The sequence below is a fragment of the Rhizobium sp. R693 genome, assembly GCF_002211315.1.
In the GTDB taxonomy this organism is placed as follows: domain Bacteria; phylum Pseudomonadota; class Alphaproteobacteria; order Rhizobiales; family Rhizobiaceae; genus Rhizobium.
In genome coordinates this window covers 33231-56142 of the sequence record NZ_LOKY01000010.1, presented here as the reverse complement: position 1 = coordinate 56142, position 22912 = coordinate 33231, and the positions used below count along the sequence as shown (strand labels likewise).

The 22912-nt window shown below is 59.8% G+C and carries 22 protein-coding genes and 1 pseudogene; 11 read left to right on the top strand and 12 right to left on the bottom strand.

Translation table 11 applies throughout. The features are described 5' to 3' along the window. Positions 1-33: 33 nt before the first annotated feature. A complete protein-coding gene (gene cueR, locus ATY79_RS10940; protein WP_088703862.1) occupies positions 34-501 on the top strand; it encodes a Cu(I)-responsive transcriptional regulator in 468 nt (155 codons plus the stop codon). A 2-nt stretch (positions 502-503) separates the two neighbouring features. Here cueR and ATY79_RS10935 read toward each other — a convergent pair whose 3' ends face one another. Further along, positions 504-1040, bottom strand: a complete 537-nt coding sequence (locus ATY79_RS10935) for a cytochrome c (RefSeq protein ID WP_088703922.1) — start codon at positions 1038-1040, stop codon at positions 504-506. 162 nt (positions 1041-1202) lie between these two features. On the opposite strand from ATY79_RS10935, the gene ATY79_RS10930 reads away from it, so the two are divergent. The 5 genes from ATY79_RS10930 to ATY79_RS10910 all read left to right on the top strand — a co-directional run bounded on the left by ATY79_RS10930 (position 1203) and on the right by ATY79_RS10910 (position 5357). Then, positions 1203-1517 (top strand): hypothetical protein, encoded by a 315-nt coding sequence (locus ATY79_RS10930; RefSeq protein WP_088703861.1) that lies wholly within the window; start codon positions 1203-1205, stop codon positions 1515-1517. 95 nt (positions 1518-1612) lie between these two features. Further along, a complete protein-coding gene (locus ATY79_RS10925; RefSeq protein WP_088703921.1) occupies positions 1613-3760 on the top strand; it encodes a copper-translocating P-type ATPase in 2148 nt (715 codons plus the stop codon). After that, a complete protein-coding gene (locus tag ATY79_RS10920; protein ID WP_088703860.1) occupies positions 3757-3945 on the top strand; it encodes a DUF2933 domain-containing protein in 189 nt (62 codons plus the stop codon). The genes ATY79_RS10925 and ATY79_RS10920 overlap by 4 nt, the downstream gene beginning before the upstream one ends. After that, complete coding sequence (locus ATY79_RS10915) at positions 3945-4451, top strand: SRPBCC family protein (RefSeq protein ID WP_088703859.1); 507 nt, start codon at positions 3945-3947, stop codon at positions 4449-4451. The genes ATY79_RS10920 and ATY79_RS10915 overlap by 1 nt, the downstream gene beginning before the upstream one ends. A gap of 120 nt (positions 4452-4571) precedes the next feature. Continuing rightward, complete coding sequence (locus tag ATY79_RS10910; RefSeq protein WP_088703858.1) at positions 4572-5357, top strand: hypothetical protein; 786 nt, start codon at positions 4572-4574, stop codon at positions 5355-5357. 689 nt (positions 5358-6046) lie between these two features. Here the strand turns inward: ATY79_RS10910 and ATY79_RS10905 are convergent. Then, complete coding sequence (locus tag ATY79_RS10905; protein ID WP_280950880.1) at positions 6047-6574, bottom strand: nucleoside deaminase; 528 nt, start codon at positions 6572-6574, stop codon at positions 6047-6049. Positions 6575-6698: 124 nt separating this feature from the next. Continuing rightward, positions 6699-8639, bottom strand: a complete 1941-nt coding sequence (locus ATY79_RS10900) for a DUF4139 domain-containing protein (RefSeq protein WP_088703856.1) — start codon at positions 8637-8639, stop codon at positions 6699-6701. Between the two features lie 149 nt (positions 8640-8788). Here ATY79_RS10900 and ATY79_RS30845 point away from each other — a divergent pair, with 149 nt between their 5' ends. Continuing rightward, positions 8789-9118, top strand: coding sequence for a hypothetical protein (locus ATY79_RS30845; RefSeq protein WP_189638003.1), 330 nt, complete (start codon positions 8789-8791; stop codon positions 9116-9118). A 173-nt stretch (positions 9119-9291) separates the two neighbouring features. Here ATY79_RS30845 and ATY79_RS10890 read toward each other — a convergent pair whose 3' ends face one another. From ATY79_RS10890 to ATY79_RS10855, 8 genes and pseudogenes are all read right to left on the bottom strand, one after another. Then, positions 9292-11007 carry a dihydroxyacetone kinase family protein gene (locus ATY79_RS10890; protein ID WP_088703855.1) on the bottom strand — a complete coding sequence of 572 codons (1716 nt, stop codon included), beginning with the start codon at positions 11005-11007 and terminating at the stop codon, positions 9292-9294. Between the two features lie 63 nt (positions 11008-11070). After that, complete coding sequence (locus tag ATY79_RS10885; protein WP_245312354.1) at positions 11071-11787, bottom strand: amino acid ABC transporter permease; 717 nt, start codon at positions 11785-11787, stop codon at positions 11071-11073. Beyond that, the gene (locus tag ATY79_RS10880) at positions 11787-12437 is read right to left on the bottom strand and encodes an amino acid ABC transporter permease (RefSeq protein ID WP_088703853.1); all 651 of its coding nucleotides are present in this window, start codon (positions 12435-12437) and stop codon (positions 11787-11789) included. Before ATY79_RS10880 ends, ATY79_RS10885 begins: the two co-directional genes overlap by 1 nt. Beyond that, complete coding sequence (locus ATY79_RS10875) at positions 12430-13206, bottom strand: amino acid ABC transporter ATP-binding protein (RefSeq protein WP_088703852.1); 777 nt, start codon at positions 13204-13206, stop codon at positions 12430-12432. The genes ATY79_RS10880 and ATY79_RS10875 overlap by 8 nt, the downstream gene beginning before the upstream one ends. Before the next feature lie 58 nt (positions 13207-13264). Continuing rightward, entirely contained in the window at positions 13265-14146 is an 882-nt protein-coding gene (locus ATY79_RS10870; protein WP_088703851.1) for a transporter substrate-binding domain-containing protein, read from the bottom strand. A 30-nt stretch (positions 14147-14176) separates the two neighbouring features. Continuing rightward, complete coding sequence (locus ATY79_RS10865) at positions 14177-15217, bottom strand: FAD-binding oxidoreductase (protein ID WP_245312362.1); 1041 nt, start codon at positions 15215-15217, stop codon at positions 14177-14179. Positions 15218-15287: 70 nt separating this feature from the next. Further along, a pseudogene (locus ATY79_RS10860) lies at positions 15288-16187 on the bottom strand (FAD/NAD(P)-binding oxidoreductase); the annotation flags it as partial. Beyond that, on the bottom strand, positions 16187-16492 hold the full coding sequence (locus tag ATY79_RS10855; protein WP_088703850.1) for a 2Fe-2S iron-sulfur cluster-binding protein: 306 nt from the start codon (positions 16490-16492) through the stop codon (positions 16187-16189). The gene ATY79_RS10855 and the pseudogene ATY79_RS10860, both read right to left, overlap by 1 nt. Positions 16493-16603: 111 nt before the next feature. On the opposite strand from ATY79_RS10855, the gene ATY79_RS10850 reads away from it, so the two are divergent. The 4 genes from ATY79_RS10850 to ATY79_RS10835 all read left to right on the top strand — a co-directional run bounded on the left by ATY79_RS10850 (position 16604) and on the right by ATY79_RS10835 (position 21238). Then, positions 16604-17971: an MmgE/PrpD family protein gene (locus tag ATY79_RS10850; protein WP_245312353.1), complete on the top strand. Its 1368-nt coding sequence runs from the start codon at positions 16604-16606 to the stop codon at positions 17969-17971. 20 nt (positions 17972-17991) lie between these two features. After that, complete coding sequence (locus ATY79_RS10845) at positions 17992-18819, top strand: IclR family transcriptional regulator (protein ID WP_245312352.1); 828 nt, start codon at positions 17992-17994, stop codon at positions 18817-18819. A gap of 690 nt (positions 18820-19509) precedes the next feature. Beyond that, positions 19510-19878: a hypothetical protein gene (locus tag ATY79_RS10840; RefSeq protein WP_088703848.1), complete on the top strand. Its 369-nt coding sequence runs from the start codon at positions 19510-19512 to the stop codon at positions 19876-19878. A 535-nt stretch (positions 19879-20413) separates the two neighbouring features. Beyond that, on the top strand, positions 20414-21238 hold the full coding sequence (locus ATY79_RS10835; protein ID WP_088703918.1) for a glycosyltransferase: 825 nt from the start codon (positions 20414-20416) through the stop codon (positions 21236-21238). Between the two features lie 470 nt (positions 21239-21708). Here the strand turns inward: ATY79_RS10835 and ATY79_RS10830 are convergent, their stop codons facing one another. Continuing rightward, positions 21709-22674, bottom strand: a complete 966-nt coding sequence (locus tag ATY79_RS10830; RefSeq protein ID WP_088703847.1) for a hypothetical protein — start codon at positions 22672-22674, stop codon at positions 21709-21711. Positions 22675-22912 lie beyond the last annotated feature (238 nt).

The window sequence follows — 22912 nt, the reverse complement described above, 5'->3', positions numbered from 1 at the left end:
CCATCAAGGCCGCCCACATTCAAGGAGATCGACATGAATATCGGAGAAGCGGCCAAGGCGAGCGGCGTTTCGGCGAAAATGATCCGCTACTACGAACGGATCAAGCTGATTTCGCCTGCTCTTCGCACCGAAGCGAGCTACCGCACCTACACCGACAATGATATCCACACACTGCGCTTCATTCGCCGCGCCCGCGATCTTGGATTTTCCGTAGAGCAGATGAAGACCCTGCTTGCTCTGTGGCGGGACCGGTCACGCGCGAGTGCGGACGTCAAGACCATTGCGATGGAGCACATTGCCGAGCTGGAACAAAAGGCAGCCGCCATTCATCAGATGACGGAGACATTGAAGCATCTGGCGCATCATTGCCACGGCGACGACCGCCCTGATTGCCCGATCATCGAGGAGTTCGCCAACGCAGCAGGTGGAGACGACGTTCTACCGATGAACACTCGTTTTGGTGTCAACGGCCTCGGGCCTGATCCATCGATGCGCCGATAGTCCTATTCCATTCGGTACCGAGAGTGGCAGGTCGTGCAGGTCTGCAGCATCAAATGGAAGGCATGCTCTGCGGGAATGGATGAGAGTTGCTCTTCGCTTCGGACATGGGTGCCGAGCGGCCCACCGCCCATCGCCTCACCCGGCTTCATCCGCATGCTGTCGGTCATTGTCGTCGGATTGTTCTCGGCTGCGGCAGCGAGCGCTCCCGCGTAGGATTTCAGATCATTTGCAAGACGGTCGAAGCGTTCGCGTTCATCTATGATATTGGGCTTGGCCTTCGAATCCGAGGAAGTGGCCGCTTCCCGCGCGAAGTGGTCGATCAAAACCCGGCCAGCCTTGTCGCCAATGAGGTCGGCTGAATGTTTGAATTCGACCGGGCGGTATGTCGAAGGCTCCTTGAACATGCCTGCGATGGACTTGGTCGCGGCGGCCATTGCCTTCATGTCCGCCTGTCGCGCCGTCACGACGTCTTTCGCGCAAACCGCCGCTGATGCGACAGTTCCAAAAATCACTGAACAGACAAGAAATTTGGCATTCATAGAAGCTTCGCTTTGCATAACATCGGGCAAGCCCGGAAGGCGTCTTCCCGTATCGACTTGAATTTGATCAAGATCAATGTCTAATTTTGCCTCTCAGCTATCTCGAGACATTGGCAAGATTCAGCCCGTTGGTTTAGCTACGAGGTTCATAGTCGGAACGTCATGGTCGCGGTTCTCGTCGCAGTCCTGCTCTTCCTTTCCCCTGTGATGCCAGGCTTCACAGCCGTGTCGTCTGCTGCAGCGCATGCAGATATTTCGGCCGCCGAAATTGCCCGCGAGGACTGCGACAGCAAAACGCCGCACAATCAGCCCGGCCAATGCTGCGCTCCGCAGTGCTTGGTGTTTGTTGCGGAAGCGGTTTTGACCGAAGTTCGCCATCTCCCGAGTTTTGTGGACGTCGCCTATGTGGAACCTGTTGAACATCTGACCGGCATCGCTTTGCCTCCTTCCGTCGGGCCACCCCGCGCCGTCGCCTGATTAATCGAGAGCGGCTGAAATCGGTCGCACGAAACAGGCACCAGACAGACGCGGAGTATCCCGTGACATCGCCACATCATCACAACCATGACCACATGGTGGCATCGCCACCGCCACCCGTGACCGCAGAACCGGTCATTTACACCTGTCCCATGCACCCGCAGATCAGGCAGCCTGGTCCAGGCAACTGCCCCATTTGCGGGATGACCCTTGAGCCGGAAGTCATGACCGCCGAGACCGGTCCGAGCGCCGAACTTGTCGATATGCAACGTCGGTTCTGGATCGGCCTCGTTCTCACTCTACCCGTATTGGCGTTGGAAATGGGCGGGCATCTTGCGGACCTTCACATGCTTTTTCGAGCGCAGACCTCCAACTTTGTGCAGATGGTGCTCGCGACACCCGTCGTGCTCTGGGCGGGCTGGCCATTCTTCCACAGGGGATGGCAGTCGCTTGTGTCCCGGAACCTCAATATGTTCACCCTGATTGCCATGGGTACCGGGGTCGCCTGGGTCTACAGCGCCGTTGCGACTTTGCGTCCCGACATTTTCCCCGAGACCGTGCGCTCGAATGAAGGTGCTGTCGCGGTCTATTTCGAAGCGGCCGCAGTCATCACAGTTCTTGTCCTGTTGGGTCAGGTTCTGGAGCTTCGAGCCCGCGAGCAAACAGGCGGAGCCATCCGGGCGCTTCTCGATCTCGCGCCCAAAACGGCCCGGCGGGTGAAAGCAGACGGCTCCGACGAGGACGTCGGTTTGGACGCCGTCGCCGTTGGAGATCGCCTTCGCGTCCGCCCCGGTGAAAAGGTGCCCGTCGATGGCGTCCTGTTGGTAGGAAGAAGCTCCGTAGACGAATCCATGATTACGGGTGAATCCATGCCGGTTACCAAGGAAGTCGGCTCGAAACTGATTGGCGGCACGATGAACCAGACTGGCGGGTTCGTCATGGAGGCAGGCAAGGTCGGCCGCGACACGATGCTTTCGCAGATTGTGCGGATGGTCGCCGAGGCCCAGCGGTCCCGCGCTCCAATACAGCGACTGGCGGACCAGGTATCGGGTTGGTTCGTACCGGTCGTCATTGTCGTCGCGATTGTTGCGTTCGCCGCCTGGCTGCTCTTCGGACCCGAACCGAGCTTTGCCTACGGACTCGTCGCGGCTGTTGCCGTCCTGATCATCGCGTGCCCCTGCGCCCTCGGCCTCGCAACGCCGATGTCCATCATGGTCGGCGTCGGGCGCGGCGCGAGAATGGGTGTGTTGATCAAGAACGCCGAGGCGCTGGAGCGCTTCGAAAAGATCGACACGCTTGTGGTGGACAAGACGGGAACTCTGACCGAGGGACGTCCCAAGGTCACTGCAATCCATCCGCACGCAGGCTCCACTCAAGAGGAGTTCCTAAGGCTTGCAGCAAGTCTCGAACGCTCCAGTGAACACCCACTGGCGCATGCCATCGTCAAAGCGGCTCAGGAACGCGAACTTGCACTGACCGACGCACAAGACTTCGACAGCCCCGTCGGCAGGGGTGTGATTGGAACTGTCGATGGCAAGAAGCTCATTCTGGGCAGCCACCGGATCATGGAGGATTCCCATGTCGACGTGTCGGACTTGACGGATCATGCCGAGGACTTGCGGGACGAAGGTGCGACCGTGATCTTCATGGCTGCTGATGGAAAGCTGGCAGGCCTTCTGGCCATCGCCGATCCGATCAAGGCAACAACACCTCAGGCCGTCGAGCAACTGGTCAAGGAAGGCGTCCAGGTTGTCATGCTGACGGGAGACAACACCACGACCGCCGCCGCCGTTGCTCGCAAGCTTGGCATCAACAAGGTGGAGGCCGAGGTTCTTCCGGAGGACAAGAGCAAGATTGTCGCGCAACTCCGCAGCGAAGGACGCGTTGTCGCGATGGCGGGCGACGGGGTCAACGATGCGCCTGCACTCGCCGCAGCCGATGTCGGCATCGCTATGGGAACGGGAACAGACGTTGCCATCGAAAGCGCAGGCGTCACCCTGCTCAAAGGCGACCTCCAGGGGATCGCCAGGGCCCGACAGCTCAGTCGGGCAACGATGCGCAACATCCGGCAGAACTTGTTCTTCGCCTTCATCTACAATGCCGCTGGCGTGCCGATAGCAGCGGGTGCTCTTTACCCCGCCTTCGGCATTTTGCTCTCCCCCATCATCGCAGCCGCTGCCATGGCACTCTCTTCTGTCAGCGTTATCGGCAATTCCCTCAGACTGAGGAGGATCGGACTATGAACTCACGCGCCTGGACTTTGATGGCCGTCTCACTGGGCATCATCGTGTTGTTTTTCGTCTTGCGGGAGCATTGGGCCCACGCGCTTGGGATCGCTCCCTATATTCTGCTTCTCGCATGCCCTCTCATGCATCTGTTTCATGGACATGGCGGACATGGCGGACATGACCACCGGGACGGCGCGTGATGAGTTACGAGGCGTCCGCATCAAGCAGCATCGACCTGCTGGCTCCGCCCCAGCAGGTATTTGCCTTCCTCGATGATCCATCCGTCGTTGGAGCCCACATGCAGCGGCCCTCTTTGATGATGTTTGGGGCCACCATGAAATACGACGTCGACCAGGGAAATGGGCAAGTTGTCGGCTCCATCATAAAGATGCGCGGCAAAATTCTGGGCATGAACCTGTTCGTGGAGGAGATCGTTACGGAGTGGCAACCGCCCTGGCGGAAATCCTGGCAGACGCTCGGCCATCCAAAGCTGTTGGTGATCGATACCTACCACATGGGATTTGTCGTCAAACCTATCTCGGTAGGCTCTCGGGTAATCGTCAAAATCGATTACTCGTACTCTCACAGCCCGCTGGGTAGCAGGCTGGGCGGCATTCCGGCAAAAGCCTATGCAAGGTGGTGCGTATCGAAAATGACGAGGGAGGCGGGAAATCGCTTCGCTCAGGCCCCACGGAACGGTGAATAGCGGGAGGGCCAATTTGACGCGGTGCTTTCGCCTTTGCAGCGCATGACAATTCGACTTGTCGCTGAAAGCATCCCTTAGCGGTTTGAAGACTAAGCTCAATCAATCGGCATTGGGTGAACAATGGAAACCGCAATCAATCTCAAAAGAGATATCGAGGTCGCACTACGCCGCCATGATCTCAATGACTGGCAGCGGAAATTCCTGTCCGATATTCTGACGCGCATTGACCGCAATAGCGACGGGTTCACTCTTACGGACAAGCAGTGGAAAAAGGTCTTCGAGATTCTCGGAAGTCGCTCAAATGTGGTCCAGTTTCAGCCCCGGGAGACGGTGCTGCCCCCACATCGTCGGCCGCCAAAGTATTCTCGGTCGAAGTTTACCAGGCGGCGTTCACATCGCCTGACTTGGGGCGAGAGAAGATTCCTGACGGCAATTGTGGTCCTGGCGGTGATTGCATGCCTTCAGTTTGTTACGGGCAGCAGCAAGTTCGATGCGGTGAGTTCGCCGTCGTCATCCACTAAGAGCGAATTTGCCTCGTCAAGGTTTTCGGTCACCGATGGCGATACGATTCATGTGGAAGGCGAAATCAACGGCACCCGGCTCGTTGGATACAATGCACCCGAGGTCTTTAGTCCGCGTTGCACGTCTGAGAAGGAGCTCGGCGACCGTGCAACGGACCGCCTGAAGGAACTCGTCGCAGCCGGACCGGTCGAGCTTACGAGGGTTCCCTGCGCGTGCAAGCCGGGGACTGAAGGAACAAAGCGATGCAATTACGGTCGCTCCTGTGCCGTTCTTCATGCGGGTGGACGGGATGTCAGCAACATCTTGGTGGGCGAGGGGCTGGCTGTGCCGTTCGTGTGTGGTGGAACAGGATGCCCACCGACGCCGCGACCGTGGTGTGGATAGGCGAGTGGCCAATATATCGATTTAAATATTTTGAATCGAAAACCTAATCGATTTTAATTTTCTTATTAAACATTTCATGTTGCGATGCGGAGGAATTCAAGTCCTAAGTGGCTAGTGAAGTCTGCCATATGGAGGAACTTGGATGACCTTTACCTTTCCGCTTACCGAAAAGCGCAATGTGGAGGAATTGCTGAAGCATCTTGCCCAGCATAAGCTTAGCTGCCCAGGGAACTGCGTCGTGACGGTGAAACCCCACGTCGCCCATGTGCAGTCGATGAATTCATTTGCGTTGGGCACGGCACGTACCGCTTGGTAGCGATGCAAATCCGCAGGACGCGGTGCTCGTCAGGGAACCAATGCCAGTTGTTCGATGCTCGTTCCGGCCATCGGCTCTAGCGAGGAGAGTGTCACGCCGAGGAGCCGTATTCCTTTCCTGGTCGGAAAGACGTGGGCCAGCAGTACTCAAATGGACTGAGACAAACGCTGAAGATCGAAATCGAAGATGGTAGCCGGGGCAGGGATTCGAACCCCGCGTCACAGCTCGAAGGCTGGAAGCAACCTCGGGTGTCCGAGGGTAGGAGAGCGCCACACTCCGATTACGCTCACGCCCGACTGCCCAAACAACGCGCTAGTTATCACGTTGTTCCCGCTGTGAACCACAGCCGCCCAATGGTCTCTTCAGCAGAAGCCTATCGAGGAGGGGCCGCAGTGTTTAATTCAGCACGCACTGCGGCCTGGAAGTGATTTGCCCCGCCTTGCTGCCAGAATGGCTCTGTCGTGTTGTCTAAGAATTCCCCAAAGAGCTTGCAAGCCTCACGGCGGCGGACGCCTCCTTCGATCAACAGTTGGCGCGAAAGGTGACGAGGTGGAACGGGTTCCAACTTTGTGGCCCCACACCCGCCGTAGTCGTCACTCATCGCATATACCACCCGCGTCACCGGAAGATGGAGAGTGGTCCCCAGGCACATGATGCAGGGTTCCAATGTCGTATAGAGGGTCAGGTTTTCGTCACGCGTATAGGCATACTCGCCGACGAACACCTTATGGTACAAGTTCATTTCGGCATGGCTAAGATGGTTGGAAGCCATCGTCTTATGAGCGCGTCCTACTAACCGCGATCCGGATGCGAGAACGGCTCCAACCGGAAACACTCCCATGTCCAGCGCAAGCCGGGCCTCAGCGAGTGCGTGGTCCATCATATGTTCGTCTGTGTTCATTGGCATGACGTTTGCTCTGGATTTGGTGCGCTTAATCGGACGTGAAAACGAGAACGCTCCGATTGCGGGGGGCAACGCCACGTTCGATGAACTTCCAACAGAACCCGGTATTAAGGCTTGTGGTTCAGAACATTCTGATAATCGACTCGACCTTTTTGTTGTAGTCGTCGATAACAGTGCGTTGCTCCGCCCGAGCGCTCTCGATCTCCTGAAGACGGTTTTCAAGTTCAACCAATTGCTTCTCGAAGCGGGTGCGGTGATCCCCCTCCCGCAATGCCTGAAGGTTCTGACGTGACCTCGCCTGGGTTTCGGAGACCCGCTGATACTCCTGATCTAGCATGTCGAGCTTCACCTGGGCGTTGTTCTGGTCCTTTCGAGCTTGTGCAAGCTCTTCCAGCTTCTCTTTGGTCTCGGGGTCGGCTGCGGTACCCCACCGAAGGATGTCTTGAGCATTTGCCTCGGCAAGCGCGTAGACTTCATCAATGACCGATTCCAGTTTGGTCTTGATGACCTTCTTCTCACCCGCCCCGAGCTTCGTTTTTACTCTGTAGTCCGTGCTCGTTGGGTCAACAGCGTCAGGGGCCGAGAACGTCCAGCCATTCCTCCGTGGCACTTCGACCAGGACCGTTCTTTCGGCATCGGTCGGTGCGCTGATCGCGTAGTCGGTTGCCTCCTGTAAGGTCGACTTTGCATGTATCATGCCGTCGACAACCTTCACGCTGACCACGGTCTGGGCCTGTTTCGAATCCGTGGTGATGCTGACCTTCTGGTCAATCGCATAGGTGATCGCCTGCTTTTCGCCCGTCGGCAGGCCCTTGATCTGCGCGTCACCGACATATCCCGCCTTGCCGTCGTAAACCGTAAGGATGCCTTGCGGCAGGCTGATGCCAGAGTCATTTTCAATGAGCGCAGCGGCAACCGGGTGTTCGCTCCCCCGGTCCTGCCGATAAAGGGAGACCATTTCCGCCTTCACGCCCTTATCGATGATTGGCAATGAAACGGTTTCGCCGTTCTTGACGTCATAAACGCCTGGGAGAGCAAAGGTGGAGGTGACATCGCCTTCCGTGGCATTCGCGGCCTCAGCGACCCCAGCCATCGCGAAATTTGACGAATCTGCCGCTTCCATTATCGGAGCGGGAGCCGGAAGGAAGGCTTCCGCCTTTGCTGCGCCTTGGCTGCGCAACGCTCCGCCGACATCGGACCCAGCGCGATGAAACTGGACCGCACTGGTATCGACTGCGACCTCCGTACGGTTTTTCATGAAGCGCTGGAAGAGTGCCTGCCTCAGTGTCACAGGCTTTCCCGAGGAGAGCGTGATGTTGACGTCTTTCCAGTCCTCGCCCGAAGCGTTTTCGAAGACCGCCCAGGCTTGCAGGCGGACATTGCCGTCCGCGCCCGTGACCAAACGATATGAAGTCTTCCAGATCGGAGCAGGAACAACATAGGAAAGGTCCACCTGGCGCGACGTTTCACCGCCAAGTTTGATTGTCACCGTTCTCGCACCATCGGTATTGCCCTTGGCAATGACTGACATTGCGGTCTGTAGCTTTGCCTTCACGGTCTCATCCAGGATTTCGATCTTCGTGCCCGGGATCGGGAGCATCGCGATCTCGCCGCCCGACATCAGCAACGAAAGCTGCCAGCTCTTTGGCTCCTTCTCACCGTCGATTGCCGTAACCCCCAGGACAACCCCTTGCTTGTCACCGGCGGTAACCTGCGTTCCCTTGATGGCATCCAGCAGCTTTGGCATTGACGTCAGGTCTGTTGGTTTGAACGGCAATGTCCGGAAGGTTTCCTCCAGAGGATTGGGCCCGGACAGGGAGAGATTTTTCACGGCCCCCTTGTCATCGCGAACGATCAGGCTCTTCAGCACATCGTCAATCTGGTCGAGCGGCACATCGATGGTGATCTCCGCTTCCTTGCCGACGTCGGCGGTGCGGACGATCTCGGCCAGGCCACCGGAAGAAAGGGTGATCGATTTTACTGGACCGTTCACTGCGGCGAAGGCGGTTGTGGAAAGAAGTGTGATCAAAAGGGCTGGAAGAATGGGTTTGCTGATGCTCATGAAATCTCCCCGGGCTTGTTACGACTGAACGCCATGGCAGGTACTACGCCCGCCGTTTCCCGTTATCATTGTAGTTTTTGGCGAAATTGCACGCAAATTGCGGATTTCATTGTTATTTGTGGGGCTGTCGATAACGATCAGGAAAATCGATGCAGGTGCGAACGGCGAAGCTCATTCACATCACCTCATACGGTCGAAAAGTAATCGGCAGACTTCGACTGGTACCTCATGAGTTGGAAACGCTCATCATGCGCCGTCGGCCGGTGCAAAAAGCAATTAACATCGTGTTCTGTTGGATGGAGGCAAATATCAAAGTCCTTGTCTCCCGACAGCATTTCATCGCCGTAGGGCACAAAGAACAGATGACTATGGGTTGCAAGATGATGGTCGCCGGGACGGATAATTACACGGAAGCGGCGCGGCCCCTTCGTAACTCGACCGTCTGGCATCGCTTCGCAATCACCACCGACCGTCGATGACTTGCAACATGCCAGTGGATATGACCAGCCGCCCAAGGCATCATGGCTGTTGCTGTCACTCGCCCCGACCAGGGCACCACACGCCAAAAACAAGGCCATGGGCGATGCCGCTGACATGACGATCCCCTCGAAAGAAGAGCCGCGGGGCGTTCTTTGCATCGGCCGGGCGCGTTTTACGATCTTGCCGCGAAGGATTGAACCGTGGCTCTCAGCCATATGACGGCAGCGGCTGCGCCTGCATCGGGGCTGCCGATCGCGCGCTCGCCGAGATAACTCGCGCGTCCAAGTCTTGGATGCATGTTACTGGTTCGCTTCATGCCTTCCTCGGCTGCCTCGACGGCCTTTCGCCAAGCGGTGCTGAACGCCACGTCCGAACCAAGTTGATCCATGAGTGTCCGGGCTGCGGGCTCCAATGCGTCGATCATGGTGCGATCGCCGCGACGTGCCCCACCAAGATCCATGATTGCCTGAACCGCGTCTGCAAATGCGCCCGCGATATCGGCGGCGGACGGCTCGTCAATTCCGGACAAGCGACGTGCCGCGCGCATGAGTGCGGTGGCATAGAACGGGCCGGAACTTCCAGCGATTGCTTTCCTGACCTGCTCGCCAGCTTCCAAGAGTGCTCGAGCGACGCTTGAAAATGCGGCGTCGGGAAGGGACAGCAAAGCGTTCGCGCCGCGTCGCATGCTTGCTCCAAGGTCACCATCACCGCTGATGCCATCGAGTCTTGCCAACTCGTCCTCTGCATCGATCAGCGCCCTGGCAACCCCGGCGAACACCTGACGCAAATGCCGGCCTGATTCAGGAACAATGGCGTCATGGTCATCATCGGCGGCGGGCTTGGAATGGGGAGCAATGGTGATCTTTGCCCCGCTCTTGTTGACTCTGCCCCCACCTGGCCAGGCGAGCGCTTGGACCGGGTGATCAAGGAGCGTCAGGTCATCTGGTGTTACCGGCAAAACCGACAGAGAAAATCCGGGCATGTCGAGAGCGGAGAGAAATGTTCCGGCAAAGCCGCGAACGACCGTCATGCCTTCTCTCTCAAGCCGCGCAAGCGCGGCGCGCGCCAGGATTGCAAGCTCCAGGGGCGGTGTCGATCCGAGGCCGTTGACCAGCAGAGCGACATCGTCTCCGCGCTTGATTTTTCCGTCGGCTATAATTGTATCGACGACGAGGTCGACCAATGCATCGGCCGAAGCAAGCGCCATCCTGCGCACGCCCGGTTCACCATGGATGCCGAGTCCGACCTCGATCTCATCCTCTCCCAGTGTAAAGCCCGGCTTGCCGACCGAGGGAAGCGTGCAGGATCCAAGCGAAACCCCCATGGAGGAGATCCGCTCTGCGGCAGCGCCGGCGATCGCTGCGACGCGGCCAAGTGGAAGACCCTTTGCGGCGGCCGCGCCGGCGAGCTTGTGCACGAGGACCGTCCCGGCGATACCGCGGCGCCGTTCGGCAGGGACCGTGTCACGGAGCGCAGCATCGTCTGCTACGACGACAATCTCGACGGGGATGCCTTCGGCACGCGCCATCTCGGCGGCAAGGCCGAAGTTTAACCTGTCGCCAGTGTAATTCTTGACGATGAGAAGGACGCCGGCCGGGCCGCCGACCGCCCGGATTGCCGAAAGCACAGCATCGGCACTGGGCGAGGTGAAGACATCGCCTGCCACGGCTGCGGTCAGCATCCCCGGCCCGACATAGCCTGCATGGGCTGGTTCGTGGCCGCTGCCACCGCCGGAGATGAGCGCGACCTGGCGTGCGCCCGGTTCGGCCAGTCCCGTCTGGACAATGATGTTTTCGTCGCAGAGGATTGCCGTTGCCGGCGACAGTGCAACAACGCCTTCCAGCATTTCCCTGACGACATCTTCGGGCCTGTTGATCAGTTTTTTCATCTTCACTCCCATGACTATGCAAGAAAACCAGACCGCGCGGGTCTGTGGCAAATACGGTTGCGGTTATCCCACGGCCGCGACTTCGACGACAGGGCGCTTGCCGCGGCCGCTATCACGCTGGCCCTGTTGATGAAGGCGCTGCTCGAGCGCGCGGGCAACGAGCGAAGCCGGCCATGCGAGACCGAAATAAAGCAGGGCGGTCAGCGCGAACACGTGGAGCGGCAGAAAACTCTCCGACATGAGCTCCCGCGACACCAGCGTCAGTTCCGGAACGGCGATGAGGGCGCAGATCGAGCTGTCCTTCAGGAGCGAGACCAGATTGATCAACAGCGGCGCGATCGTGTGCCGGACCGCCTGCGGCAAAAGCACAAGCCGGAAGGCCTGCAATGGTGACATACCGCTCGAAAGCGCCGCTTCGCGCTGTCCCGCCGGGACGGCGTGAAGCCCGGCGCGGAACACTTCGGCGAGATAGGCCGCATAGACTGCCGCAAGACCGATTGTTCCAGCAGCGACGGCCGACAGGGTAATGCCCGCGCCGGGCAGCGCAAAATAAAGAAGATAAAGGATCACCAGAATCGGTACGCCGCGCGCCGATACGATGTAAAGGCGTGCGATGAACCTCACCGCGGCATGGCGGCGAGTGCGCAGAAATTCGATCAAAAGGGCCAGCATGAAGGCAAGGCAAAACCCGCCCGCTGTCACTGAAAACGTCAATCGCAGCCCCGCCAGCAGTCGCGGGCCCCAGTCGGCGATATTGTCGGCAATGGTTTGGAAGAACATTATCGGGTCTCCAGCCGCCGTTCGACCAGGGACATAACTTGCGCGACGGCGCCGGTCAGAACCAGGTAGACGAGGGCGACACTTCCATAAATCAAGCCCGTTTGAAAGGTTTCGTTGACGAGCTGCCGGGCGTTGAACATGATTTCGGGTGCTGCGATGGCGGCGACAAGGGATGTATCCTTGACAAGCGCGACCGCGTAGTTGCCGATCGAGGGCAGCGCCTGCCTCAATCCTTGCGGCAGCACAATCAGCCGGAAGGCGGCGAAGGGCGTCAGGCCGATCGATGTCGCCGCCTCGCTCTGGCCGACCGGAATGGACCGAAACCCCGAGCGAAATATGTCGACGGTGATCGCGCCGCCGATCAGGCCGAGCCCGACGATGGCAGCGACCATCGACGAGAGCCGGAGCCCAAGCGATGCAAGCCCGTAGTAGAGAAGAAACAGAAAGGTCAGGCTCGGCACGTTGCGTAGCGCTTCCACATAAATGCGGATGGCGGTCTGGAGCATGCGGCTGTTTGTCAAGACGGTGGCTGCGGCCAGCGCCATGCCAATGGCGAGCGCGACGGCGAGCGCGCCTGCCGTTACCTTGACGGTAACCAGGGCTCCGGCAAAAAACGCCTCGACGATCAGTCCTGGCAACGCGTCACTCATCTGGCCCTCCAAGCTGCAGACTGGCAAGAAACTGCTTCAGGCGGGGTGACTGCGGCTGGTCGAGCACCGACTTTGCCGGGCCTTCTTCAACGATCTGTCCGCCATCCATGAACAGGATGCGATCGGCGACCTCGCGCGCAAAGGCGATCTCGTGGGTGACGAGAACCATTGCCCGCCCTTCGGCTGCCAATTCCTTGATAACGGTGAGGACCTCGCCTACGAGCTCTGGATCCAGCGCCGATGTCGGTTCGTCGAAGAGCAGGAGCTTTGGCTGCTGCGCCAGCGCACGGGCGATCGCCACACGCTGCTGCTGGCCACCGGAGAGCCGCTGCGGCATCTCCTCGGCCTTGTGCGCCAGATGGACCTTGCCGAGCAGATCGCCAGCAAGCATCTCGGCGTCGCTGCGGCTCATCCCCCTGACCTTGCGCGGCTGCAGCGCGACATTTTCGCGAACAGACAGATGCGGCCACAGGTGAAAATGCTGGAAGACCATCCCGATTTCCGCGCGCTGCGGCGCCATCTCGCGATCGGTCATCCGCTGCCCATTCGGTCTACGGCCGATCGACTGACCTTCGAGCCGGATGTCGCCTTCCGTCGGTGGTTCGAGATAGTTGATGGCTCTGAGACAGGTCGACTTGCCCGAGCCACTCGGACCGATCAGAGCGACACGTTCGCCGCGGGAAAGGTTGAACGAGACGTTCTTGAGCACTGTCAGGTGACCGAAGGCTTTGCCGAGATTGGCGACCTCCAGAAGGGTGTCGGCGGCCATGCTGGGCTCTCCATGTTCGAGTAGTGGAAGCGGCCGGTCGCCCGGCCACCGCTCTTGGCTATTTTTCGCAGGCTGGCGGCGTCCAGCCGGCGGCGCGATCGGCACCGACGCGAAAGTTTTCTGCCGACGGCGTGTAGTTCGCCTCGCCGATGTTGCCGTAGCGTTTGCCGATTGCCTTCACTTCGCACGAGGTCCAGAGCGCGCGAATCTGGGTGCTGAGATCGGCGGCAAGGGCCGAATTCTCCTTGGACAACCCAAAAACATACTGTCGCCCGAGACCGGTCAGCAGCGGAAAGTCAGGATCGTTGTCGGTGAAGGCGAGATTGACGAGGCCCCAGTCGGGATTCTGCGACAGGGCATAATCGATGACCGGCGGGTCGCCAACCAGCGCCTCGATGCGTCCGGCCAGGAGATCGCGAAGTGCCGCGTCGGTGCTGTCATAAAGCGACAGTTCCAACCCATGCAACTTTCGCAGCTCTGGCAGGAACGAGAAGCCGGTCATCGAGCCGACCTTGCGGTTTTCAAGATCCTTGAGTGTGTGCCATCCAGAGGACTTCTTGGAGGTGATGCCATTTTGAAAGTAGCCCGTCGGATCCGTCATGGCGAGCGTATCGGCACGCTGCTTCGTCCAGGCGACATTGCCGCCGATGATGTCGACCCGGCCGGTCTGCACCGCCGCGATCGCGCCCGACCACTCCATCGGCACCGGCTTGATCGTCAGGCCGAGCCTGTCGGCGGCGATCTGGAGGATATCGCCGTCATAGCCGGTAAGCTTTCCATCGCGGGCCACCAGTCCCGGCATGTCGCCGGTGATGGCGACCGAGAGCACATTTTCCTCACTCAGATGGTAGGACGGATCGATGGCCGCGGCCGGACCCGATGCGAGGCTGGTTGCGAGCGCCACAGCGCCGCCGAGAAATTGGTAAAGCGGATGTCGCATGTCTGTTCCCTTTCGTTTTGCTTGTAGATCTCAGGATTGGATGGCCGGCGCCGGAGCCTGCTTGAACCGGGTTAGCGCGAGGCCGGATATGGACGTCGGTGAATGGCCATCGAGACCAAGTTCTGCGAGCACCGCACCGACGGCCGGCCCGAGTTGGAACCCGTGGCCGGAAAAGCCGAAGGCGTGAAAGAGACCCTCGACGCTGGGGCTTGGCCCGACCACCGGCAGTCCGTCGGGCATCCGTCCCTCAATGCCCGTCCAGCTTCGCAAGATGAGGACGTTCTTGAGCTCAGGCACCATGGCGACGGCAGCTGCGGCCGCCTCCATGGTGATTTCGGCCAGCGGCCTGGCGCGAAGGCGTTCTCGATCGGCGGTACCGAGGCCGGCACCGAAGATGATGCTTCCATGGGCTGTTTGGCGGATGTAGATGCCGCCGCCACAGATGCCGAGATTTGGACCAATCAACGGGGCGATCGGCTCGGTCACGCACATGTTCGGCGCCATCACCGTCTCATCGACCTGGTCGCCGAATTGCGCGGCGATCTGAGCGCCCCAGGCACCGGCGGTGTTGACGAGGCGACGCGCTTTGACCACGGCGTGATCCGTATCGAGCCGGATGGAAAATCCGTTGTCGCAACGTTCGGCGCTGATTACCCGGCAACCCTCGCGAATGTCGGCTCCCAGTGCACGGGCAGCGCGCGCAAAGGCAGGCGCGACGAGCCGCGGATTGGCTTGACCGTCCTCGGCGCAGAAAGAGCCGCCCGCAAAACGGCTCGAAAGATACGGGAACCGGCTCTTGAGATCGTCTGCGTCGAGAACAGTCGTATGGATGCCGTGCGCGCCAAGGAGCAAATGATGCGCAGTCAGTTCGGCCATGTCGTCATCGTTGCGGGCAAGCTTCAAATGGCCGGTGGGCGTAAACTCGCAATCCGTTCCGATCAAACTTTTGAGGCTGCCCCAGATTGCCCGGCTTCTGCGCGCAAGGGCAAGCTCCGCCGGATGGCGCCCCTGCTGACGGACGCCGCCATAATTGACGCCGCTTGCCTGGGCGCCGCAGCGGCCGCGCTCCACCAGCACCACAGTGGCGCCCTTGAGGCGGGCATGGAGCGCCGTTGAGCAGCCGGCAAAGCCCGTCACCAGCAAGATAGACTTTCGCCATTGACGAGCGGCCGTCGCGATCGGCGTGGGGCAACCACTGTCTCTGAACAGGGTCAAAGGAGAATTCAAGCCCGAGCAGATCAGCGACCTGGGTTTCTGCCTTCAGGCCGTGACCGATTGCCAGGCCATCGCAGATCGCAACCTTGTCGCGTCCACGCCAATGATAGGCAACGCCCGTTACATGATCATCGGCGCCGCGCAGGACCTCGATCAACCGGACGCCCGTCAATAGCGGAACGCCGTGCTTGCGAAGCGCGGCCATGTAGAACAGGCCTTTTGCGAAGGCGGCTCGGCCCGAAGCGAGCGCAGGCAGCAGCGCCATATGTCCGAAGGGATTGCCGGTTTCGAGAACTGCGACAACGCTCGCGCCCGCCTTGGCATATTGGTAGGCGACAAGGTAGAGGAGTGGGCCGGTACCGGCAAAGACGACGCGCTGGCCGATCAAGGATGCTTCGGCCTTGAGCGCAATCTGGGCGCCCCCGAGACTGTAGACGCCTGGGGCGGTCCATCCCTTCACCGGCACGATCCTGTCCATCGCGCCCGCCGCGATGATCAGATGGGACCAGTTCTGGACTGCGGGCCCGCTGCGACTGACGACATGCAGCTTGCCTTCACATGCGCTCCAGATATGGGTCTCGGGTCGATAGTCGATCTTCGGTGCGAGCGCAGCGAAACCGTCCCGAAATTCGACCGCCCTTCTTGCGTCGAAGCCGTAGAGCTCGTCGTCGGTTCTCTTGAGCTCGGCGCGTGGATGGCGGAAGATCTGCCCGCCCGACTGAACCGCTTCGTCGATGACGACCGGCCGCAACCCGCGCTGCGCAAGAGCGGCTGCGGCTGCAATGCCTGCCGGCCCGGCACCGATAATGACTGGGGTAGTGTCCATCACATCGCCTCCGGCGCGGTCGTCAAGAGTTCCATGCCGGCTTCGACACGGCTGGTGCAGGTGCGCAGGCGGCGTCCATCCTTCCGCCACAGCCAGCAATCCTGGCAGGCGCCCATCAGGCAGAAGCCTGCACGCTTCTCCAAAAGAAACTCAAAGTTGCGAGCGTGACCTCTCCCCATCCTGATGGCCGTCAGCACGGTCTCGCCTTGCCGGGCAGCGTAGGGGAGACCATCGACCATGATCCGGATGGTCTCGGCGCCAGCGGCGGCAAGCCTCTTCGGGCCGGAATTGGCCTGATCTACCATCTTTGTATCCTTCCTCCCGGATTTGATGTTGACAGGCTATGCGTCCATATTATGGATGTCAACGCCAATGGAAATCCACGAATGAAAGTTCAACAGAAGGATGCTCGAAACTTGAATACTACCACAGGAGGTATTTTGACGACGACCCGCCACAGCGAATGTGCCACTTCGGTTCTGGCTGCCCATTGCAACGGGGTCGAACGCGTTCCTGCAGGCGTTGACGGTTCCGCACGGCGCACACTCCTCGATACGCTCGGCGTTGCGGCGGCAGGGTCTGCGACCGATGCGGGCCGGGCCTCGCTCAAGGCGGCCGCCGAGATATGGGGAGACGGCGCAGCGCCGGTTTGGTTTACAAAACGGCGTCTACCGCCTGTCGGGGCGGCCTTCGTCAATGCCACCTACGCGGCCGCCCTTGATCTCGATGATGGGCACCGCAAGGCATCAGGTCATCCTGCCGCCGCGATCGTGCCCGGCGTACTTGCCGTTGCCGGGTCCACTGGCTGTAGTGCCGACCGGCTGCTTTGCGCGATCGTCCTTGGCTACGAGATTGCCGTGCGCATTTCGGCTGCGCGCGATATCAGGACGATCCGCACGACGGACACGGGACTGTGGTGCGGCCCGGGGGTTGCGGCTGCCTGCGGATGGCTCAAAGGCCTGTCGACATCGGTGATTGCCAACGCAATGGCGATCGCGGGACAGACCGCGACCTCTCAGGCGGCGACCGGTTGGACGAGGCTCGGCCATACCGTCAAGGAAGGCATACCTTGGGCAACGGCGAACGGGCTTCAGGCGCTGGCGCTTGCGTCCGCTGGCCATCGCGGCCCCCTCGATATTCTCGACGATCCCGCGCTCTATGACCGGCAGCGTCTGCTCGACGGCTATTCCAAGACCTGGGCGATCAATGAGGCATACTTCAAGCTCTACAGTTGTTGCCGATGGGGACATGCCGCAATTGATGGAGCATTGGTTCTTGCTGCCAGGCTGCAAGCGGGTCCCGACGATATCGAGGGCCTGCTGATTGAAACCTTCGACCGTGCGTTGACGCTGCCGAACCAAAGTCAACCCCAATCGGCCGAGGCCGCACAATATAGCATTCCCTTCTGTGTCGCCCTGGCACTGATCCACGGCGAACAGGCGCTGCTGCCGATGGACGATGCGCACCTTTTCGACAAGCGCGTGACCGGGCTTGCCGGACGCATCCGCTTGTCGCGCGCAATCGACTATTTCGATTCTTTTCCTGCCGGCACGCCGGCACGTGTGACGATGACGGCGAAAGGAAAACGCGAAACGATCGAGGTGCTGCATCCAAGGGGCGAACCGCAAAATCCGCTGACTGCCCGGGAACTGCAGGAAAAATTCGTGAAACTCTCATCGGCTCTCAGCCAGGAGCAGACGGAGGGTATCGTAAAGGCAGTCCACGGGCTCGGCATCCATCATGACCCGGCGGCGCTAATTGAGACATTAAGCAGCTCCAGCTAGACGTTTACAATGACGCCCGGATGTATAAGGAATTCCTCGAACTTGGAGTTTGGGGACAACGCATGGCGAAGGACGAGATCGCGGCAACAGGAACTCAGCTGCTGGACAGGGCGGTCGCGATCCTGAAATATCTCGGTGATGTCGGCCAGCGCGGTGCCTCGATGGCGACAATTGGCGAGGCCATGGGCCTGAAGCAGCCGACGGTTCATCGTATTGTCACCGCCCTTGAGCGTCATGGCCTGGTCGACCGCGAGCGGGAAACAAAGCGCTACCGGCTGGGGCTTGCGCTCTTCGCAATGGGGGTGTCGGCAGCCGATGGGACAGGACTTCGAAAACTTGCCCGCCCGGCACTGCTGCGGCTTGCGGCAGCAACAAGCGACTCGGTGTATCTGATGGCGCGTGCCGGCTTCAACACTGTTTGTGTTGACCGCCAGCAGGGCGCCTATGTGATCGACAGCCTGACCGGCCATATCGGCGGACAGATCCCGATGGGCATTGGGCCGGCAAGCCAGGCCATTCTTGCCTTTCTTCCGCCGGCAGAAGCCGACGTCATCCTCGACACGAATGCAATGCTCTACAAGAAATTTGGCAGCTTCACGTCACGCAAGATCAAGGACGGGCTCGAGAAGATCCGCGAGCAGGGATACGCTGTCGACGATGGAGAGCTTGTCGCGGGAATTGCCTCCATCGCAGTGCCGATCTTGCCACCGGGCCGCGATGCAATCGCTTCGATTGCCATCAATCTCACGAGCCCCAGGTTAACGGCTGAGAGAAGGCCAGAACTGGTCGGACTGCTGACCAAAGAGGTGCGGGAGATCGAACAGCAGCTCAATCCGCTCGCCACCTGACGCTGCAAGCGCAATCGGTTTAACAAGAAACCGGACAACCGACGCTGGCCCCGACGCTTTTGCCGATCTTGGTTCCAGCCAGTGCGGCACCGCCGCGAGAAGCTGCCCATCCCGGCCACTTTTGATGAACAAGCTGCGTGTCTCTTCTTATTGGTTGCTTGCTGTTCATGCGCCAATCCGGCTGGAAAAAACACTGACGGAAGACAGGGACAGGCGGCTACGGCGGGGCATTGCCGGATCGATGGTTGCCCTGAAGAAGCGTCTTCACTGCAATTGGTAACCTCGGCCCAAGCAATTTGAAGTACCAACAGGTACTTTAAATAGTCGCTGGCTTCTGGTGCCTGGACGATGGTCGTGCACGATTCCCCATCCCCACCGAGCCATGCTCGGTAGTCTGTGCGATCCCTCAGCGATGCCGCCTCTCTGGATCGGGGAGGCGGCATTGCGGGTTCTCCCGGATCGCGTCCAGTCGCACCTCAGGCAAGGAGCGATCATCTGGTGGCGGAAGTGGGGCCGGCCTCTCGCCTCGCCCTTCTTGAGGCCCGCCGATCCATTCCCGGGGTCACAACGTCGTGCCGCGCGACATCTTCCGCCAGTTGGCGGCGCGCCGAAACGCCCCACCAAACCTTAACCGGATCCGGGTAGGATGATGAGGATGGAAATTGCGATCCTCTCTGCCGGGGTGTTCCTTTGCCTCACCACCCTCTGGCTGCTCGGCCGGCGCGACTGGTTGCGGCTGACACGGCCAAGACGCCGCGTCACGGCCAGCGTCACCGGCCACCGCGTGAGCCGCGACGACGCCCTTCCTATTCGGCGATCTACGCCTTCACTGACGAGAGCGGCCATCACGAGGTGATCGATGCGGTTTACGAGGCGACGCCCCGGCCGCCCGTCTGCACGGTGTGCGAGTTGGTCTATCCCGAAGGCCGCCCCGATCTCGCCCGCCCGCCGCGCCTTGTCCTGTGGTTCTGCGTCTATGCCGTCTGCGCCGGTTGCGCGGTTGTGATCATTGCGCGGATGCTCGGTCCCATCGGCCAGATGCTTCCGCCCGCGCGATAACGCGGCGGTGAGCGACCCTTGGCGTCCCTCCCGTATCATGTGGCAGATACGGCGAAATCAGTTTGTATTGCTCGTCGGAAAACCAAGACAGGCCGTAATTCTTGCCGATCTCCGCTCGCAGATCGTGAGCCATATTTGACTTGGAGCTGACAACCACTTTATGGGTCTGAACCCTGGAAGAGCAGACATTTAAGTGAACGCCAATTGGACAATTGCAAACAAGCACGTTACTGCAACGACCGCCGTAAACGCGTTATGCGATCAGGCAATTCAACGCCAGGGCGCGCCGATCTCCGTTCACGTCCAGCAATGAGAAGCAATCAACCCCGAGGTGAGGGAAATGGCCGGCGGCTTCGCCGTTTCGTGGTCTCTCCAGCGCTCCGAAACACACCTGAATGGCTCTACGCCATCGGCCGAGCGATCTCGCGGCCATGATATTGTTTCGATGTTGCCATCATGTCATTGACTTTTCGCAACTGAAAATGGCATCGGCGGCAAGCAGCCCTCATCAATGCGACTTTTCGAGCAACCAGCATTGCGTATCATATCTCTCTCAAGCATCCCCCCGCGTTTCGACAAACTCGCGCCGACCCTCAACAGCCTGACAAAGCAGATCGGCCCGATCAACGAAATCCGACTTTACATTCCGAAGCGGTACCGTCGGTTTCGGGACTATGACGGGTCGCTGCCGGCCGTTCCTGACGGCGTCACGGTTGTGCGGCCCGAAGATGATATCGGCCCGGCGTCCAAAGTCCTTTTCGCTGCTCGCGAGCTTCGCGGGAAGGGCGCCCAGATCCTGTTTTGCGACGACGACAAGGTCTTTTCGCCTGATTGGGCGTCCCGGCTGTTTGCGGCGCAGAAGGAACGGCCGAACGAGTGCGTCGCTCTGATCGGCAAGGATGTCCCGAGCGAGTTTGCGAGATCGACGCCGTTCCTACCGAAGGCAGTGCTCAAACGCAAGTTGGGCTTGGGGCTTCGAGCCCGCAGGCTTCATTATAAGGTCGCCAGGAAGGTTTCCAGCGCCGATCGGCTGCGGCCGATGCCAAGCCTCGTAGAGAAGGGCGGTTACGTCGATATCTTGCAGGGGCTCGGCGGCGTTGTGATCCGGCCCGAGTTCTTCGATGACATTGCCTACGATATCCCGAAGGTCCTTTGGGCGGTCGATGACTACTGGCTGTCCGGTATGCTCGCCCTTAAGGGCGTCCCGATCTATCTGCCAGCAGGGCTGACCGAACCGTATTCGACGGACGCCCACGAGGTTTCGTCGCTTTACAAGGCGACGATCGAGGGTGCCGGCCGCGGTGAGGCAAATCGGCGATGCATCGAATATATGCAGACCCACTTCAATGTCTGGCGGTAATGCTTGCAGCTGGCTGCCGTCCGGCTTGCCCAAATACAACGAGAGCCGTTTTGGACGAAAACAGGGGCTTGGTGCTTCATGTGTACGCCAAGCCGGCCCAAGACTTGCCAAATCGGCGCTGGCGACCGGAACAATCGACGCAAAAGAGCAAGTACATGATGCTGCCCAAGTTCGACGCCGTGGACGCGTGCAGTTCCGGGTCAATAAGACCAGCCGTCTGCGTTCTGGGTGAACGACTTCGTCATATCCGACAATGCGGATACGACGACGATGCCCCGGGTCCACGAAGTCGCCGATATGGAAGCAGAGCCAGCACCGACAGCGCGATGATCAAGGCCCGCGCTGACGTGCCCTCCTCACCCGTGATGTTACGGACGAACGCAACGCGCCGCTTTGCCCTCACCAGTCAACAAGCCTTGCAGGGCTTAGTTCTTAGCCGTTGTGGCCGCTCCGTCGGCGCTCAAATTCGGCTATCGGATGACCGGCTCGCCGTGGTAGCGGCGCTTTGACGGTTTCGACACGCCAAATCCGACCTCCATCATCAGACGCGGCGTTTGCTTCGCAAGCGTGCCCATATGGAAGCCGAAGGGGTCCTCGACAAAGCCTGTGCCCGCCTTTCCGTTCATCGTGACCGCATTGTCCTCGCCATAAAAGCCCAATACCTCCTCGGCTGAATGTCCGACGAGCAACGTCAGTTGATGCTTCAGCCGCCGGCGATTGTGGCTGCCCTTGACGTAGATGTGGGGGCCTGCATCCGCGTCGACGTCTGACAGATAAAAGAAGAATTTCAGCATCCGCCAGTCATCGAGATCGAAATGAAACTTGAACGAGGCGCGGCTCAGGTCGGCTTCCGAGGCCGACTTCGTCGGAAAGCTCCACCACGTGCGCGTGGTAATCAGTTTCGCCTCGCCGCCGAGATAATGTCTGGCAATGTCGATGAGCAGCGGATCTTGCTGGACGGCGACTGCGGCTTGGCATTGCAGCACGCGCTCGAAATGATGGCCGCTCAATAACGTGCGCCCGAAACGGCGCTCTGCGTCTTCATGATCGTCTGCCAGAAACTCCAGGCTGCGCTCGAAATTGCCAAAACACGGGGTCTCGTGCGCAAATCTCGCGATTTCCTGATGGATCGCCGGCGGCAGATCGAGGCCGGAAAAGATACCCGTTCTTCTCAGTTCCGCCGCCACATCGGCCGCCTTGATGTCACCAAACATCGACGCTGCAGATTGTGCTGGCCGTGGCACCGGCCGGGCGGTCAGCCAGTGTGCCCGGCGAAACGGTATCGTGCGGGCCAAAACGAACATCGGCAACCAGGCGGGATTTTCCCGCAAGTCTGTCAAATAGGTCGGTACGCGCGCTGCCATGCGGCGAAGAGGTCCTGCCGTTCGTGCGATGGATTCGAGGTCTTTCGGCTTAGAGTTCGGCGTATCAAGCATTTGATATCCTTATGCGTTCATGGCTATTACCCACGGCGTTTCTTGTTTCCGTACCCCAGCGTACGGTAAGCTGGGCGGAATTATAATGCAATGCAACATATGCCTTTTTTGTGATGCGGGACTGAGGTTTGCGCTGTCATGGGTGCTGGCCGCAACGAAGCTCGGACACCGTGAAGGGTGCCAGCTCCCAGTGAGCCTTTGGCCAGTTCAGCTAAGGACGAGACCAATGTCCTCTTCT

What these genes read in the sequence shown, in the direction of transcription:
- cueR (WP_088703862.1), top strand. Translation starts at nt 34, where the DNA reads ATGAATATCGGAGAAGCGGCCAAGGCGAGCGGCGTTTCGGCGAAAATG.
- ATY79_RS10935 (WP_088703922.1), bottom strand. Translation starts at nt 1,040, where the DNA reads ATGAATGCCAAATTTCTTGTCTGTTCAGTGATTTTTGGAACTGTCGCA.
- ATY79_RS10930 (WP_088703861.1), top strand. Translation starts at nt 1,203, where the DNA reads ATGGTCGCGGTTCTCGTCGCAGTCCTGCTCTTCCTTTCCCCTGTGATG.
- ATY79_RS10925 (WP_088703921.1), top strand. Translation starts at nt 1,613, where the DNA reads ATGGTGGCATCGCCACCGCCACCCGTGACCGCAGAACCGGTCATTTAC.
- ATY79_RS10920 (WP_088703860.1), top strand. Translation starts at nt 3,757, where the DNA reads ATGAACTCACGCGCCTGGACTTTGATGGCCGTCTCACTGGGCATCATC.
- ATY79_RS10915 (WP_088703859.1), top strand. Translation starts at nt 3,945, where the DNA reads ATGAGTTACGAGGCGTCCGCATCAAGCAGCATCGACCTGCTGGCTCCG.
- ATY79_RS10910 (WP_088703858.1), top strand. Translation starts at nt 4,572, where the DNA reads ATGGAAACCGCAATCAATCTCAAAAGAGATATCGAGGTCGCACTACGC.
- ATY79_RS10905 (WP_280950880.1), bottom strand. Translation starts at nt 6,574, where the DNA reads ATGAACACAGACGAACATATGATGGACCACGCACTCGCTGAGGCCCGG.
- ATY79_RS10900 (WP_088703856.1), bottom strand. Translation starts at nt 8,639, where the DNA reads ATGAGCATCAGCAAACCCATTCTTCCAGCCCTTTTGATCACACTTCTT.
- ATY79_RS30845 (WP_189638003.1), top strand. Translation starts at nt 8,789, where the DNA reads ATGCAGGTGCGAACGGCGAAGCTCATTCACATCACCTCATACGGTCGA.
- ATY79_RS10890 (WP_088703855.1), bottom strand. Translation starts at nt 11,007, where the DNA reads ATGAAAAAACTGATCAACAGGCCCGAAGATGTCGTCAGGGAAATGCTG.
- ATY79_RS10885 (WP_245312354.1), bottom strand. Translation starts at nt 11,787, where the DNA reads ATGTTCTTCCAAACCATTGCCGACAATATCGCCGACTGGGGCCCGCGA.
- ATY79_RS10880 (WP_088703853.1), bottom strand. Translation starts at nt 12,437, where the DNA reads ATGAGTGACGCGTTGCCAGGACTGATCGTCGAGGCGTTTTTTGCCGGA.
- ATY79_RS10875 (WP_088703852.1), bottom strand. Translation starts at nt 13,206, where the DNA reads ATGGCCGCCGACACCCTTCTGGAGGTCGCCAATCTCGGCAAAGCCTTC.
- ATY79_RS10870 (WP_088703851.1), bottom strand. Translation starts at nt 14,146, where the DNA reads ATGCGACATCCGCTTTACCAATTTCTCGGCGGCGCTGTGGCGCTCGCA.
- ATY79_RS10855 (WP_088703850.1), bottom strand. Translation starts at nt 16,492, where the DNA reads ATGGTAGATCAGGCCAATTCCGGCCCGAAGAGGCTTGCCGCCGCTGGC.
- ATY79_RS10845 (WP_245312352.1), top strand. Translation starts at nt 17,992, where the DNA reads ATGTATAAGGAATTCCTCGAACTTGGAGTTTGGGGACAACGCATGGCG.
- ATY79_RS10830 (WP_088703847.1), bottom strand. Translation starts at nt 22,674, where the DNA reads ATGCTTGATACGCCGAACTCTAAGCCGAAAGACCTCGAATCCATCGCA.